The 12,813-nt window shown below is 72.9% G+C and carries 7 protein-coding genes and 1 tRNA gene; 6 read left to right on the top strand and 2 right to left on the bottom strand.

Features of this window, described 5'->3' with window-relative positions:
* The first annotated feature begins 185 nt into the window (after positions 1-185).
* The 4 genes from VE546_RS27975 (at position 186) to VE546_RS14805 (ending at position 3,082) form a co-directional block, all read left to right on the top strand.
* Complete coding sequence (locus VE546_RS27975; RefSeq protein WP_414720483.1) at positions 186-590, top strand: hypothetical protein; 405 nt, start codon at positions 186-188, stop codon at positions 588-590.
* A 385-nt stretch (positions 591-975) separates the two neighbouring features.
* On the top strand, positions 976-2,277 hold the full coding sequence (locus VE546_RS14795; RefSeq protein WP_324922400.1) for a helix-turn-helix domain-containing protein: 1,302 nt from the start codon (positions 976-978) through the stop codon (positions 2,275-2,277).
* A gap of 10 nt (positions 2,278-2,287) precedes the next feature.
* Positions 2,288-2,893 (top strand): oligoribonuclease, encoded by a 606-nt coding sequence (gene orn / locus VE546_RS14800; protein ID WP_324922402.1) that lies wholly within the window; start codon positions 2,288-2,290, stop codon positions 2,891-2,893.
* Between the two features lie 116 nt (positions 2,894-3,009).
* A tRNA-His gene (locus tag VE546_RS14805) sits at positions 3,010-3,082 on the top strand.
* Positions 3,083-3,165: 83 nt separating this feature from the next.
* On the opposite strand, the gene VE546_RS14810 is transcribed toward VE546_RS14805, so the two are convergent.
* Positions 3,166-3,768, bottom strand: coding sequence for a M23 family metallopeptidase (locus VE546_RS14810; protein ID WP_324922404.1), 603 nt, complete (start codon positions 3,766-3,768; stop codon positions 3,166-3,168).
* Between the two features lie 361 nt (positions 3,769-4,129).
* On the opposite strand from VE546_RS14810, the gene VE546_RS14815 reads away from it, so the two are divergent.
* Positions 4,130-7,210: a polysaccharide lyase family 8 super-sandwich domain-containing protein gene (locus VE546_RS14815; protein ID WP_324922406.1), complete on the top strand. Its 3,081-nt coding sequence runs from the start codon at positions 4,130-4,132 to the stop codon at positions 7,208-7,210.
* 197 nt (positions 7,211-7,407) lie between these two features.
* Here the strand turns inward: VE546_RS14815 and VE546_RS14820 are convergent, their stop codons facing one another.
* A complete protein-coding gene (locus VE546_RS14820) occupies positions 7,408-10,365 on the bottom strand; it encodes a glycoside hydrolase family 48 protein (protein WP_414720484.1) in 2,958 nt (985 codons plus the stop codon).
* Between the two features lie 612 nt (positions 10,366-10,977).
* Between VE546_RS14820 and VE546_RS14825 the strand changes: the two genes are divergently transcribed.
* Positions 10,978-12,696: a glycoside hydrolase family 6 protein gene (locus VE546_RS14825; RefSeq protein ID WP_324922408.1), complete on the top strand. Its 1,719-nt coding sequence runs from the start codon at positions 10,978-10,980 to the stop codon at positions 12,694-12,696.
* Positions 12,697-12,813: the final 117 nt, after the last annotated feature.

Below are 12,813 nucleotides of genomic sequence, written 5' to 3' on the forward strand. Positions count from 1 at the left end.
GCAATGCCCGGACCGCTCTCCGTGTCCCGAAAGGTCTCCCGGGCGCCCCCGGAGGGCGGCGGCCCCGGGAACGGGCGGGAGCAGGGGGCGGGGCAGCGGGCAGGGCGACGGGCGGGAGGCGCCGGAACGGCTCCCGGCGGGGTGACGCGCAGTGACCGCGGCGCCGCCCCGGCGTTAGGCAGGGCATGTCCGGCCCGACGCCCACCCCCCGGCCCACGCGGGCGCCCGCGCGGCGGCGCGCCCGCGCCCGCCGCGCGGTGCCCGGCCCCCGGCGCGCCGTCGCGCGGGGCCGGTGGGTCCGTCCGGTCCCCCGCGGGGCGCGGGGCGCCGACCGGGTGGGCGAGGTCGTCCGCTGGGCGGCCTTCGGCTGCGTCCTGGTGCCCCTGGTGCTGCTCGCGTGCGGCCGGCCGCTCGGCGCCGCGGCCGCCACGGCCGCCGGACTCGCCCTCGTGACCGCCGTCTGCCACGCCCTGCTGCGGCACTGCGAACGCGCCGCGGCCCGGTCGGCCGGCGAGCAGGCCGGCCCGCACCGGGGCCGCCACGGCCGCACCGGCACGGGGGCGCACAGGGGCGGACGCCGGCAGCGGTAGGGCGCCTCCCCAAACGGAACGCAATCCTCCGGGGACCGTGATCCCCACGTTCTGAGCCCCTGCGCTTTTCGGCCAACTTCCAGCCGTGGTACACAACTTGCCAGAGGCGAATCCGGAGACCGTCCGTCAGGACGGACAGGATCGAGGGGAACGAGTGCACCCTGCGGACAGATGGCGACCGAACGAGGCGTTCTTCCCTGGGGTGCCGACGAATGGAACGCTTCGTGACCGAATGCTTCACGCCAAGCTGTCTTGTCGACATAGCAGCAAGTGGTGAACTAGTCACGTCAGCCTCGTCGGACACAGTAGATTCGATCTTGGCTGACCACGGCGGGGGAATCGTGCAGGACCGGAAGGACGCGACGACTGAGGGGGGCTTAGTTCCATGAGCCAGGAGCCAACGCACGGCCCTGGGACGACGCGCAAACTGTCCGCGCGCCGCCGCCGCGAGATCGTCGCCGTACTGCTCTTCAGCGGCGGCCCCATCTTCGAGAGCTCCATCCCGCTGTCCGTCTTCGGCATCGACCGGCAGGACGCCGGCGTCCCCCGCTACCGCCTCCTGGTGTGCGCGGGCGAGGAAGGACCCCTGCGCACCACCGGCGGCCTGGAGCTGACCGCCCCGTACGGCCTGGAAGCGCTCTCCCGGGCGGGCACGGTCGTCGTGCCCGCCTGGCGCTCCATCACCCAGCCACCACCCGCGGCCGCACTCGACGCCCTGCGCCGGGCGCACGAGGAGGGGGCGCGGATCATCGGCCTGTGCACGGGCGCCTTCGTGCTCGCCGCGGCCGGCCTGCTGGACGGCCGCCCCGCGACGACGCACTGGATGTACGCGCCGACCCTGGCCAAGCGCTACCCGGCGGTCCACGTCGATCCGCGCGAGCTGTTCGTGGACGACGGCGACATCCTCACCTCGGCCGGGACGGCGGCCGGCATCGACCTGTGCCTGCACGTGGTGCGCACCGACCACGGCGCCGAGGCGGCGGGCGCCCTGGCCCGCCGTCTCGTCGTGCCGCCCCGGCGCGGCAACGGCGGCCAGGAGCGCTACATCGACAGGTCTTTACCCGAGGAGATCGGCACCGACCCGCTCGCCGAGGTCGTCGCCTGGGCCCTGGAGCACCTCCACGAGCAGTTCGACGTGGAGACCCTCGCCGCACGCGCCTACATGAGCCGGCGGACCTTCGACCGGCGGTTCCGCTCGCTGACCGGCAGCGCGCCGCTGCAGTGGCTGATCACCCAGCGGGTGCTCCAGGCGCAGCGGCTGCTGGAGACGTCCGACTACTCGGTCGACGAGGTCGCCGGGCGCTGCGGCTTCCGCTCGCCGGTCGCCCTGCGCGGGCACTTCCGGCGGCAGCTCGGCGCCTCCCCGGCCGCGTACCGGGCGGCCTACCGGGCCCGCACCAGGGCGGACGGCGGCGGCACGGGCGAGGACCGCGCGCCGGAGGCGCGGGCGGAGCAGGCCGCCGCGGCCGAGCCCACCGGGGCCGGGGCGGTCCACACCGTGCGGCACGAGGGGAACGAGCACCGCGAACGGCACGAACGGACCGAAAGGGGTGAACGGCGCGAGCGGGCGGACCGGATCGGACGGAAGGAACGGAGCGGACGGGGCGGAAAGAGCAAACCGGACTCCGACACCTACACCCCACGGCTGCCGTCCCAGCGGGGTCGCACGCCCGGCAGGGCCCCTTAGGCTTGGACACATGAACGATCGCATGGTGTGGATCGACTGCGAGATGACCGGGCTCTCGCTGTCCCACGACGCGCTCATCGAGGTGGCCGCCCTGGTCACGGACTCGGAGCTGAACGTGCTCGGTGACGGTGTGGACATCGTGATCCGCCCGCCCGCCGAGGCGCTGGACTCCATGCCCGACGTCGTGCGCGCGATGCACACCGCCTCCGGGCTGCTCGACGAACTGGAGGGGGGCACCACCCTGGAGGACGCCGAACAGCGGGTCCTGGAGTACGTCAGGAAGTACGTCCCCGAGCCCGGCCGGGCCCCGCTGTGCGGGAACTCGGTCGGCACCGACCGCGGCTTCCTGATGCGCGACATGCCCACGCTGGAGGACTACCTCCACTACCGGATCGTCGACGTCTCCTCGATCAAGGAGCTGGCGCGGCGCTGGTACCCCAAGGCGTACTTCAACAGCCCGGAGAAGAGCGGCAACCACCGGGCGCTGGCGGACATCAAGGAGTCCATCGCGGAGCTGCGCTACTACCGCGAGGCGGTCTTCGTGCCGCCGCCCGGCCCGGACTCGGAGACGGCGCGGAGGATCGCGGCCCGGCACGTGGTGCCCGCCGCCGGGTGACCGCCGGACCGTGCGTCCGTCTCCGCCACCGGGCCGCGCGGCGGAAACGGATGCACGGGCACCGGCGGGAACCCTGTACACTCTTACTCGGCCGGTGCGGGAAAGCCCCGGTCGTGGTGGGTATAGCTCAGCTGGTAGAGCACCTGGTTGTGGTCCAGGATGTCGCGGGTTCGAGTCCCGTTACTCACCCTGGGTGTCGAGGGCCCGGTCCGGAAGCGGACCGGGCCCTCGTTCCGTGTCGTGCCGGTCACGGCGGCGGGGCGCGGACGGGGTCACACCAGTTGCACGCCCCGCCGGGCGAGGTAGGCGACGGGATCGACGTCCGAGCCGTAGCCGCGGCCGGTGCGCACCTCGAAGTGGAGGTGGGGCCCGGTGACCCGCCCGGTGGCTCCCGAGGAGCCCACGCGGCTGCCGGCCCGCACCCGGTCCCCGGTGCGGACGGAGAGCTCCGACAGGTGGGCGAAGAGGGTGTAGTGGTCGTCGTCCATCCGGATCGTCGCCGCCTTCCCGTAGGCGCCGGACCGGCCCGCGAACACCACCGTGCCGGAGCCGACCGAGTAGACGGGGGTGCCGACGGGCATCGCGAAGTCGATGCCCGTGTGGCGGCCCGCCTGCCAGTTCCCCGGAATCCCGTAGGCGGCCGTGACCCGGTAGTCCCCCGCCACCGGGCGGGCCCAGTGACCGGCGGCCGCGCGGGCCGTCCACGGGTACGCCGCGGGGACGGCGTCACCGCCCGGCGCCCGCCGCTCCCCGGCCAGGAACGGTGTGATCCCGAGCGCCGCCAGTGCCGCTCCGCGCAGCACCAGCCCGCGCCGGTCGGGCGTCCACTGCCGGCGCGGCTGACGACGCTTCCGTTGTCCATCCTGAGTAGCCATCGGTCCGACCTCCCATTCGGCGGTGCCATAGATGTGAGGACACGTCAGCCGCCGCCTTCTCGCATCTCCGCGGCCGTCTCCCGGGCCGCCGAACGGCGTAGCGCCCCCCGGCCGCGAGGGCGTGAACCCGCGTGCCGGAGGGTGCGGTTGCGGTGCTCCGCACGGACTCGCGCGACAATCCCCGTACAGGTGAATGGACTGAACCACCCCGCGCCGGACGGAAGCGCCACCGACGGGTTCCCGGGCGGCCCGTCCGACGCACGGTCAGCTCCGGCGCATGGCCGGCGCCGGGATCAGCCGGTACGTTCCGCAGCAGGACGGTGACGGAGCGGTGACGGCACGAGGACGCCGGGGAGGCGCCATGGCGGACACGGACCGAACAGGCGGGCCGGGCAGGCGGGTTGTGGTCGGCGCGGGGCTCTCCCTGGCCGCCGGCGGACTGCTCGGCGCCGGGCCGGGGGCGGCGGGGGCGGTGGCACGCGAGGCGGCACGTGAGGCGGCCGGGACGGCTTCTGACGGTGTGTACGCGGACCTCCTGCGGCGCCGGCGCGAGGCGCTGGTCGGAGGCGCGGCCCCCGAGGACGGCCCGGGCCGCGCCGCCTACGCGGCCGCCGTGGCGGCGCAGGACCGCGCCGCCCTGCGCCACCTCGCCGCGCTGCGGACGGACCCCGGCCGCACCACGCCCTGGGACGACCTGCCGCTGGGCGAGGCGGCGGGGCCGTCGTCCAACGTCACCGCGGTGGCGAACCGGCTGCGGGCCATCGCCCTCGGCTGCGCGACGCCCGCGAGCGGGCTGTACGGCGACGCCTCGGCGGCCGCGCGGGCCGCCGAGGGGCTGCGCGTCCTCCACGCGTCCGCCTACCGCGCCGGGCGGGCGCAGTACGGCAACTGGTGGGACTGGGAGATCGGCACACCGGGGGCCGTCGGCGACGCCTGCGTCCTGCTCGGCGACGCGGTCGGGCCCGGCACCCTCGGCGGGCTGCTCGCCGCGATCGACCACTTCGTGCCCGACCCGAGGCGGATGCTGCGCGACACGCTGGAGTCCACCGGCGCCAACCGGGTGGACCTGTGCCGGGTCGTGGCCGTCCGCGGCGCGCTCGGCGCGGACCCCGGCAGGCTGGCGCTCGCCTCCACCTCCCTGACCGGGGTGCTCGACCCGGTGCTCATCGGCGACGGCTTCCACCCCGACGGCTCGTTCATCATGCACACCTGCGTGGCCTACCCCGGCACCTACGGCGAGGTGCTGATCAGGGGCATGGCCGGGCTGATGCGGCTGCTGGCGGGCACCGAGTGGGACGTCGGGGCCGCCGAGCGCGGGCACACCACGCGCGCGCTGGAGCGCACCTTCGTGCCGCTGGTGCACGGCGGGCTGATGCTGGACTGCGTGCGCGGCCGGGCGATCTCGCGGACGCAGGCGCGCGACGCGGACGACGGCTTCCTGCTCGCCGTGGACGCGGTGGACCTGGCCGGCGCGCTGCCGGCGGAGGAGGCCGCGACCGCGCTGCGGCTGAGGTCGCTGGCCAAGGGGTGGCTGCGGCGCAACACCCACCGCCCGCTCGCCGAGCGGCAGCCCGCGCAGATCGCCGCCGTGGCGGGCGTCCTGGCCGATCCGGCCGTCCCGGAGGCGGACGGGCCGGTGGGGCACTTCGCCTTCCCCGACATGGAGCGGATCGCCCACCGCCGTCCGGGGTGGACGTACTCGCTGTCGCTCAACTCCGACCGCGTGGCGCGCTACGAGTACATGAACGGGGAGAACGCCCGGGGCTGGCACACCGGCGACGGGATGTTCCAGCTCCACCTGGACGGCGACCTCTTCCAGTACACCGACGAGTACTGGCCCACCGCCGATCCCAAGCGGCTGCCGGGCATCACCGTGGACACCGCGCCGCTGCCGGCCGGGGCGGGCGGCGACAACGACCACGTGCCGCTGTCCGGGACGCGCTGGTCGGGCATGGTGGGACTGGCGGCGGGGAACGGGCTCGGGCTCGCGGGAATGGACTTCCGCGGGACCGACTCGCCGCTGCGGGCGCGCAGGTCCTGGCTGTTCCTGGACGACGCCGTGCTGACCGCCTCCTCCGGCATCACCGCGGAGGGCGGGCGGCGGATCGAGACGGTGGTGGACAGCCGGAACCTCCACGCGCCGGACGCTCCCCCACCCGGCCCGCCCGCCCGGCTCACCGTGGACGGCGTGCCGGTGCCCGAGGCGCTCGGCGAGACCGTGCGCCGTCCCCGGCCCCGCTGGGCGCACCTGGAGGGGACCGGCGGCTACGTCTTCCTCCAGCTCCCCGGTGGCTCCCCGGGGCCGCGCGAGCTGCTGAGCCGCCGCGAGGACCGGACGGGCGCCTGGCGGGATGTGAACGCGGGCGGCCCGGCCGCCCCGGTCACCCGCCGCCATCTGACGCTCTGGCACGACCACGGCACCGACCCGGCGGGCGCGGCCCACGCCCATCTGGTGCTGCCGGGCGCTCCGTCCGCCGCCACCGCCGCCCGCGCCGTCCGCCCGGGCGTGGAGGTCCTCGCGCTGGGCGGGGACGCCGGTGACGTGCACGCCTTCCGTACGGTGCCGGGCGCGCCGGGCGTCCCGCGCGGGACGCGCCTGACCGCCGTGGTCTTCTTCGCCGCGGGCTCGGCCGCCGGGATCACCGCCGACGGGCCGTGCGCGGTGCTGGTGCTCCGGGAGCGGAGGGCCCTGCGGATCGCCGTGAGCGACCCGTCCCGCACGGCCGCGGTGGTGCGGCTGGCGCTGGACCGGACGCTGACGGCGGGCCGGCGGGCGGTGCGGGAGAGCGACGAGGGGCTCACCGTGCTCTCCGCGGACCACCGCGGCGTCCGGCTGCTCGCGGAGACCGGCGGGCGCCACGGCGCGACGCTGACGGCGGTGCTGGAGCCGGGCCCGGCGCGCTCCGCGCCGCGGCGGGAGGGACTGCTGCTGGAGCCGGTGGCGGACGCGACGGTGCGCGGCGGCCGGTACTCCGGGGAGAACGACGGCTCGTCGGCGGTGCTGACCGTGCACACCGCCGGCGAGCCGTACGCCGACGACGTACGGCGGGCGTACCTGCGGTTCCGGCTGCCGCGCACGGTCGCGCCGGGGACGGTCCGCCGGGCGGTGCTCTGGGTGCGCGGGCACGTCCCGAACGACCCGGGCACCCGCGCGGACGACATGCTCACCGCGTCCCTGCGCGCGTACGGCCCGGCCGGGAACGGCTGGAGCGAGACGGGCATCACCTGGGACAGCGCCCCGCCGCCGGGCCCCGCCCTGGGCGAGGGGCGGATCACGAGCTACGACGACTGGACGGGCCTGGACGTGACCGCGGCCGTCCGGCGCGCGGCGACCGGGGAGTTCACCCTGGTGCTGGCGCAGGACGGCCGCGGCCATCAGGTGAGGCTGAGCAGCAGAGAGGCGGGGGAGGACAGACCACTGCTTCAGCTCGTCACCGGCTAGTGGAACCGGTGGTGCGATCGTGCCGGTGGTGCGGTGGTGCTGGTGGTGCGGATCGCGTGGGTCGGACGGTTCTCGGATCGGTGGTTCCCCGATCGGTGGTTCCCGGATCGGTGTGCGGATCGGGGTTGGAAGGCCCCCCGGTGCGGCCGCCGTCGACCAGACCGGACCGGGGGGCCGGCTCGTGCTCCCTCCGGCCGTTACTCGCCGAAGAGGTCCGCGTAGGTCGCCAGGGCGAGCGCGGCGTCCGCCTGGGCCCAGAAGCGGTGGTAGGTGAACGTCGGCGCCTCGCCGCCGTTCAGGTAGCTCTCCACCTTGTTGAACTGCGGGTCGTCCTGGTAGAAGGACCGGATCGACAGGAAGGTGGAGTTCGAGTCGATCTTGTCACCGTTCGGCATGGTGCCGGTCCACCCCGAGGGGATGTAGACCTTGTCGTCGAAGCGGTTGTAGTCGGTGCGGGTCTCCTCGACGCTGATGCCCATCGCGTCCTGGTGGTGGTCCCACATCGCGTCCATCAGCGCCTTGGCGGTGGTCCTGGCCTCCTCGTCGCCGGCCTTGGCGGAGTAGTACATCAGGGTCTTGGCCAGGGCCGCGGTGATGCCGACGTCGGTGGTGTAGTCGCGGACCGTCACGTGCAGGTTCGCGTTGCTGCCGGGGTTGGAGGCGTTCCAGGTGTCGGGCTGGCCCGACCACTGGAGGGTGGACGGGATCTGGTAGTTGCCGCCGGGGTTGACGGTGATCTCCCCGAGCACCCAGTCCACCCACTTGTCCAGGACCTGCTTGGCCATGGAGTTGCCGGTCTGGTGGTAGTACTCGGCGACGCGCTCCATCGACCAGGCCTGCATGCCGAACCACTGGTTCGACGGCGGGTCGTGGTAGACCGGCTTCTCGTCGTAGAACATGCCGTAGAAGGTGGAGGTGCCGGACGGCGGGGTGCCGTAGTTGCCGCCCCAGCTGTTGGTCGCGCCACCGGCGATGGCGCCCTCGGAGGACTGCAGCCAGCGGTAGAACTCGATCTGGCGCTGGAGGCTCTTCTGCCAGTCCGCCACGGCGGTGGAGCCCTTGGGCCTCAGCTCCGGAACCGTGGTCAGCGCATGGGCCGTCATCGGGTTCTGGTAGCCGAAGTGGTTGTGGCTGCTGCCGATCCGCCAGGCCCAGCCGGCGCTGGTGTCGGTGGCGCCGCCCCAGGCGTAGTACCACGAGAGCAGGTAGTGCGCGCTGTCCTTGCCGGTGCCGGCGGCGCAGGAGGTGGCACCGACGCAGTTGCCGACCTTCTTGAAGTACTTGTCGAAGAAGGAGTAGCGCAGGTAGTCGCCCATCTTCGCGGCCTTGGTCAGGGTCGCGGAGATCTCGGACTTCTTGCCCTGCTCCTCGGCCCACATCTCGGCCCAGTAGGCGGCCTGGATGGCGCGGGCGTCGGCGTCGGGGGCGTTGGTGAACTTCCACTGCTTGGCGTAGCCCTGGTCCTTGATGAACAGGTCCAGGTAGCCGTTCTTGCCGCCGAACTTGTAGTCGTCGCACGTGGGCTGCGGCACGGTCTCCCAGACCGACTCCTGCGAGCCGCGCTGGAAGGTGTTGATGTACGACGGGCCCTCCTGGCCCGGTCCGCCCTGGCAGACGCTGCCGGGGGCGTTGCCGTAGCCGTAGACGTTGTCCACGTCCTGCAGCCAGTGCATGCCGTAGATGTCGTTGTTGCCGTAGGCGCTGCGCAGCTCGGCGGCGATCGGGTCACGGCCGACCGGGACGCTGGACTCGATCTGCGACGGGTAGTTCGACGGCTGCGGGTGCTCGGCCGCGTAGGTGGCCGGCTTCGAGGCGTCGTAGAAGCTGTTCGTCGGCTGGTCCGACTGCGTGGGGATCATGTACTTCTCCATGATCGCCCACGACTCGTTGAACGGGCCCCAGTCCTCGGTGACCTTGCCGTACATGGCCTGCAGCCAGATCAGGTAGCTGTACGCCTCGGAGGTCGTCTCGTGACCGTGGTCGGGCGCCTCGACCATCAGCGTCTCGACCGAGTGGTAGGGGATGCCCTCCGGCGAGAAGTAACCGTTGGCCGGGTCGAAGATCTTGTTGTAGAGCTCCAGGAACCGGTCCTCGTACTCGGTGGCGTCACCGCCGGCGGCGAGCTGGGTCACCGTCACCTCGGCGTCGTCGTGGCCGGGGGCGCTGACGGTGAAGGTCGCGGCGCCGGAACCGGTCTGGGCGGCCGAGACCGTCACGGTCTGCGGGGTGTTCCAGTTGGACGGCGTGAAGGTGAGCTGGGAGCCGTTCAGCACGGAGAGGCCGGTGTTGCCCTCGGTGCGCCGCACGGTCGCCGTCACGTTGGCGGACGGCTGCTTGGAGAGCTTCACGGCGAACGAGGCCGTCTCGCCCTGGCGCACTCCGAGCTGGGCCGGGGTCACGACCACCGCGGGCCCGGCGGTCACCTGGATGCCGACGGGGGTGGACTCGCTCGACATGCCGTTGGAGTCGTGGGCGACGGCGTAGATCGAGTAGTTGCCCGCCGGGACGTCCTCCCAGTCGAAGCCGTAGGGCGCCGTGGTGTCGGTGCCCAGCAGCTCGGTGTCGCTGTAGAACTCGACCTTCTCGATGGAGGCGCCCTCCTGGACGGCGCGTGCGGTGGCCGTCAGCGGGATGGTGGCGCCCGCGGAGTAGACCGCGCCCGCGCCCGGGCCGGTCAGGGTGGCGACGGGTGCGGCCAGGGCGCCGCCGCAGCGGGTGCCGTTGACGGAGAAGGAGGTCGGGTCGGCGTTGGTGCCGCTGTAGCTGAAGTTGGCGCCCGCGGTGACGGCGGCGCCGGCGGCGATCTTCGTGCTGTACTGCGGGCTCTTGACGGTGATGGTCTTGCCCGACTGCGACCACTGGCCGTTCCAGCCCTGGAGCAGCTTCTGGTTGCCGCTGTAGTCGTACGTCAGGGTCCAGTCGTCGATGGACTCGGAGCCCCGGTTGGTGATGGTGACGCTGGCGCTGAAGCCGGAGCCCCAGTCGTTCTTCTTGTAGTCGACGCTGCACTGGAGGGCGGCGGCCTGGGCGGTGCCGCTGAGCGCCGAGGTCATGCCCAGCGGCAGGGAGATGGCCGCGGCGGCCGCTACCAGCAGCCTCGTGGATCTGCCCCTGCTGTGCCTCGGTGGCGCTTCCGGTACTGGTAACGCTCGCATGCGGAGGTTCCCTCCTCGCGGCTCGGGGGTGGGGGGAGGAGCTGTGCCTGGCGCGTGTGCTGGGGAACTGAAACCAGTGGGAGCGCTCCCAAGGGTCAAGCCGGACATGACACCTGTCAAGGGTCTGAACGAGATGACCCTGGCGAAGAAATTCGATTCGCCAATTCCTGAAGACAGTCTGGCCACAACCGGAAGTTGACGCTACGTTCTTCTCCCAACCAGTGGGAGCGCTTCCACAGTCGTGCGTCGGGACGACGCGTTCGACCGACAGGAGCCGCTTCATGCACCCCCCACCGCGCCCCCGGGCGCTGCTCACCCCCACCGCGGCGCCCGCCGCCGCCTCCCCCCACGGCCCCCGCGGCCGGCTCAGTTCCTCCGATCACGCCCCGCTCTCCCCCGGCTCCCGTTGTCGCGGGGCACGCCCCCGGCGGACCCGCCGGGAGACGGGACCGGAGCGAGGTCTCGCTCCGTGCCGCGACCGCGGTCGTTCCCCACCACGACGGAGGCCGCCCGCCCTGGGACGGCGACCGTGACACGACCGCAATCCACCGACACACGGAGCCGGGCTCCGTCGTCATCCGGAGGACCACCGGAAGGAAGAGGAAAGATCGCATGACAGGCACCGAAACACCGACGCGCAAGCGTCGGACGGCGTTACTCGCCGCGGGCGCGCTGCTGGCCGGCGCGCTCGGAACGGGCGGCATGCTGCAGGGCACCGCAGTGGCAGCCCCCGCCTGCTTGGTCGACTACAAGATCTCGAACGACTGGGGCTCCGGCTTCTCCGCCTCGGTCACCGTGACCAACAACGCCGCCTCCACCCTGAGCAACTGGAAGGTGGAGTGGGAGTTCTCCGGGGCCCAGAAAGTGGGCCAGGGCTGGAACGCCACCGTGGCCCAGAGCGGTACGCGCGTGACCGCCACGGCGCCCTCCTGGAACTCGACGCTGTCCGCGGGCGGCTCCGCCAGCTTCGGCTTCAACGCCTCCTACTCCGGGACGAACTCCGTCCCCAGCGCCTTCACGCTGAACGGCGTCACCTGCAACGTCGACTCCGGCGGCGAGGACCCGGGCGACCCGAGCGGTGACCGCGTCGACAACCCGTACCAGGGCGCCCAGGTCTACGTGAACCCCGACTGGTCCGCCCAGGCCCGCGAGAGCGGCGGTGCGGCGATCGCCAACCAGCCGACCGCGGTGTGGCTGGACCGCCGGGCCGCCATCACCTCGGGCTCCGCGGGCGAGAACAGCATGGGTCTGCGCGACCACCTCGACGCGGCCCTGGAGCAGGGTGCCGACCTGGTCCAGATCGTCACCTACAACCTGCCCGGCCGCGACTGCGCCGCGCTGGCCTCCAACGGCGAGCTCGGCCCGAACGACATCGACATCTACAAGCGCGAGTTCATCGACCCGATCGCCGAGATCGTCGGTGACCCGAAGTACGCCGACCTGCGGATCGTCAACATCGTCGAGATCGACTCGCTGCCGAACCTGGTCACCAACGTCGGCAGCCGCGCGACGGCCACGCCCGAGTGCGACGAGATGCTGGCGAACGGCAACTACGTCAAGGGCGTCGGCTACAACCTGGCCACCCTGGGCCAGTTCGACAACGTCTACAACTACATCGACATCGGCCACCACGGCTGGCTGGGCTGGGACGACAACTTCAGCGCGGCCGCGCAGATGCTCTACAAGGCCGCGACCGCCGAGGGCGCCACGGTCAACGACGTCGCCGGCTTCGCCGCCAACGTCGCCAACTACGGCGCGCTCAAGGAGCCGTACTTCACCATCAACGACTCCGTGAACGGCACCTCGGTGCGCCAGTCCAAGTGGGTCGACTGGAACCGCTACGTCGACGAGCTGTCCTACGCCCAGGCCTTCCGCCAGGAGGCCATCAAGGCCGGCTTCCGCTCCGACGTCGGCGTGATCATCGACACCTCCCGCAACGGCTGGGGCGGTCCCAACCGGCCCACCGGCGCCGGTCCGAAGACCAGCGTGGACGCCTACGTCGAGGGCGGCCGCATCGACCGCCGCATCCACACGGGCAACTGGTGCAACCAGGCCGGTGCCGGCCTCGGCGAGCGGCCGAAGGCCGCGCCCGCCACGGGGATCGACGCCTACGCGTGGATCAAGCCTCCGGGGGAGTCGGACGGTGCCAGCCGGGAGATCCCGAACGACGAGGGCAAGGGCTTCGACCGGATGTGCGACCCGACCTACGAGGGCAACCCGCGGAACAACAACAACAAGTCGGGGGCCCTGCCCGACGCGCCGCTCTCCGGCCACTGGTTCCAGGCGCAGTTCGAGGAGCTGCTCCGGAACGCCTACCCGCCGGTCAACTGATCACCGGTGACCACCGGTACGGCGTGATCTGAGAGAGCGGTACGGCACAGGGGGCCGGTCGGTTCGCCGACCGGCCCCTTCTCCGTGTCCGCGTACCGTGCACCGGGGTACCTCCCG

The organism is Streptomyces sp. (genome assembly GCF_035644915.1).
Lineage (GTDB): Bacteria > Actinomycetota > Actinomycetes > Streptomycetales > Streptomycetaceae > Streptomyces.

Excerpts from the sequence above, each read along its gene's own strand:
- VE546_RS27975 (WP_414720483.1), top strand. The coding sequence starts at position 186 with ATGTCCGGCCCGACGCCCACCCCCCGGCCCACGCGGGCGCCCGCGCGG.
- VE546_RS14795 (WP_324922400.1), top strand. The coding sequence starts at position 976 with ATGAGCCAGGAGCCAACGCACGGCCCTGGGACGACGCGCAAACTGTCC.
- orn (WP_324922402.1), top strand. The coding sequence starts at position 2,288 with ATGAACGATCGCATGGTGTGGATCGACTGCGAGATGACCGGGCTCTCG.
- VE546_RS14810 (WP_324922404.1), bottom strand. The coding sequence starts at position 3,768 with ATGGCTACTCAGGATGGACAACGGAAGCGTCGTCAGCCGCGCCGGCAG.
- VE546_RS14815 (WP_324922406.1), top strand. The coding sequence starts at position 4,130 with ATGGCGGACACGGACCGAACAGGCGGGCCGGGCAGGCGGGTTGTGGTC.
- VE546_RS14820 (WP_414720484.1), bottom strand. The coding sequence starts at position 10,365 with ATGCGAGCGTTACCAGTACCGGAAGCGCCACCGAGGCACAGCAGGGGC.
- VE546_RS14825 (WP_324922408.1), top strand. The coding sequence starts at position 10,978 with ATGACAGGCACCGAAACACCGACGCGCAAGCGTCGGACGGCGTTACTC.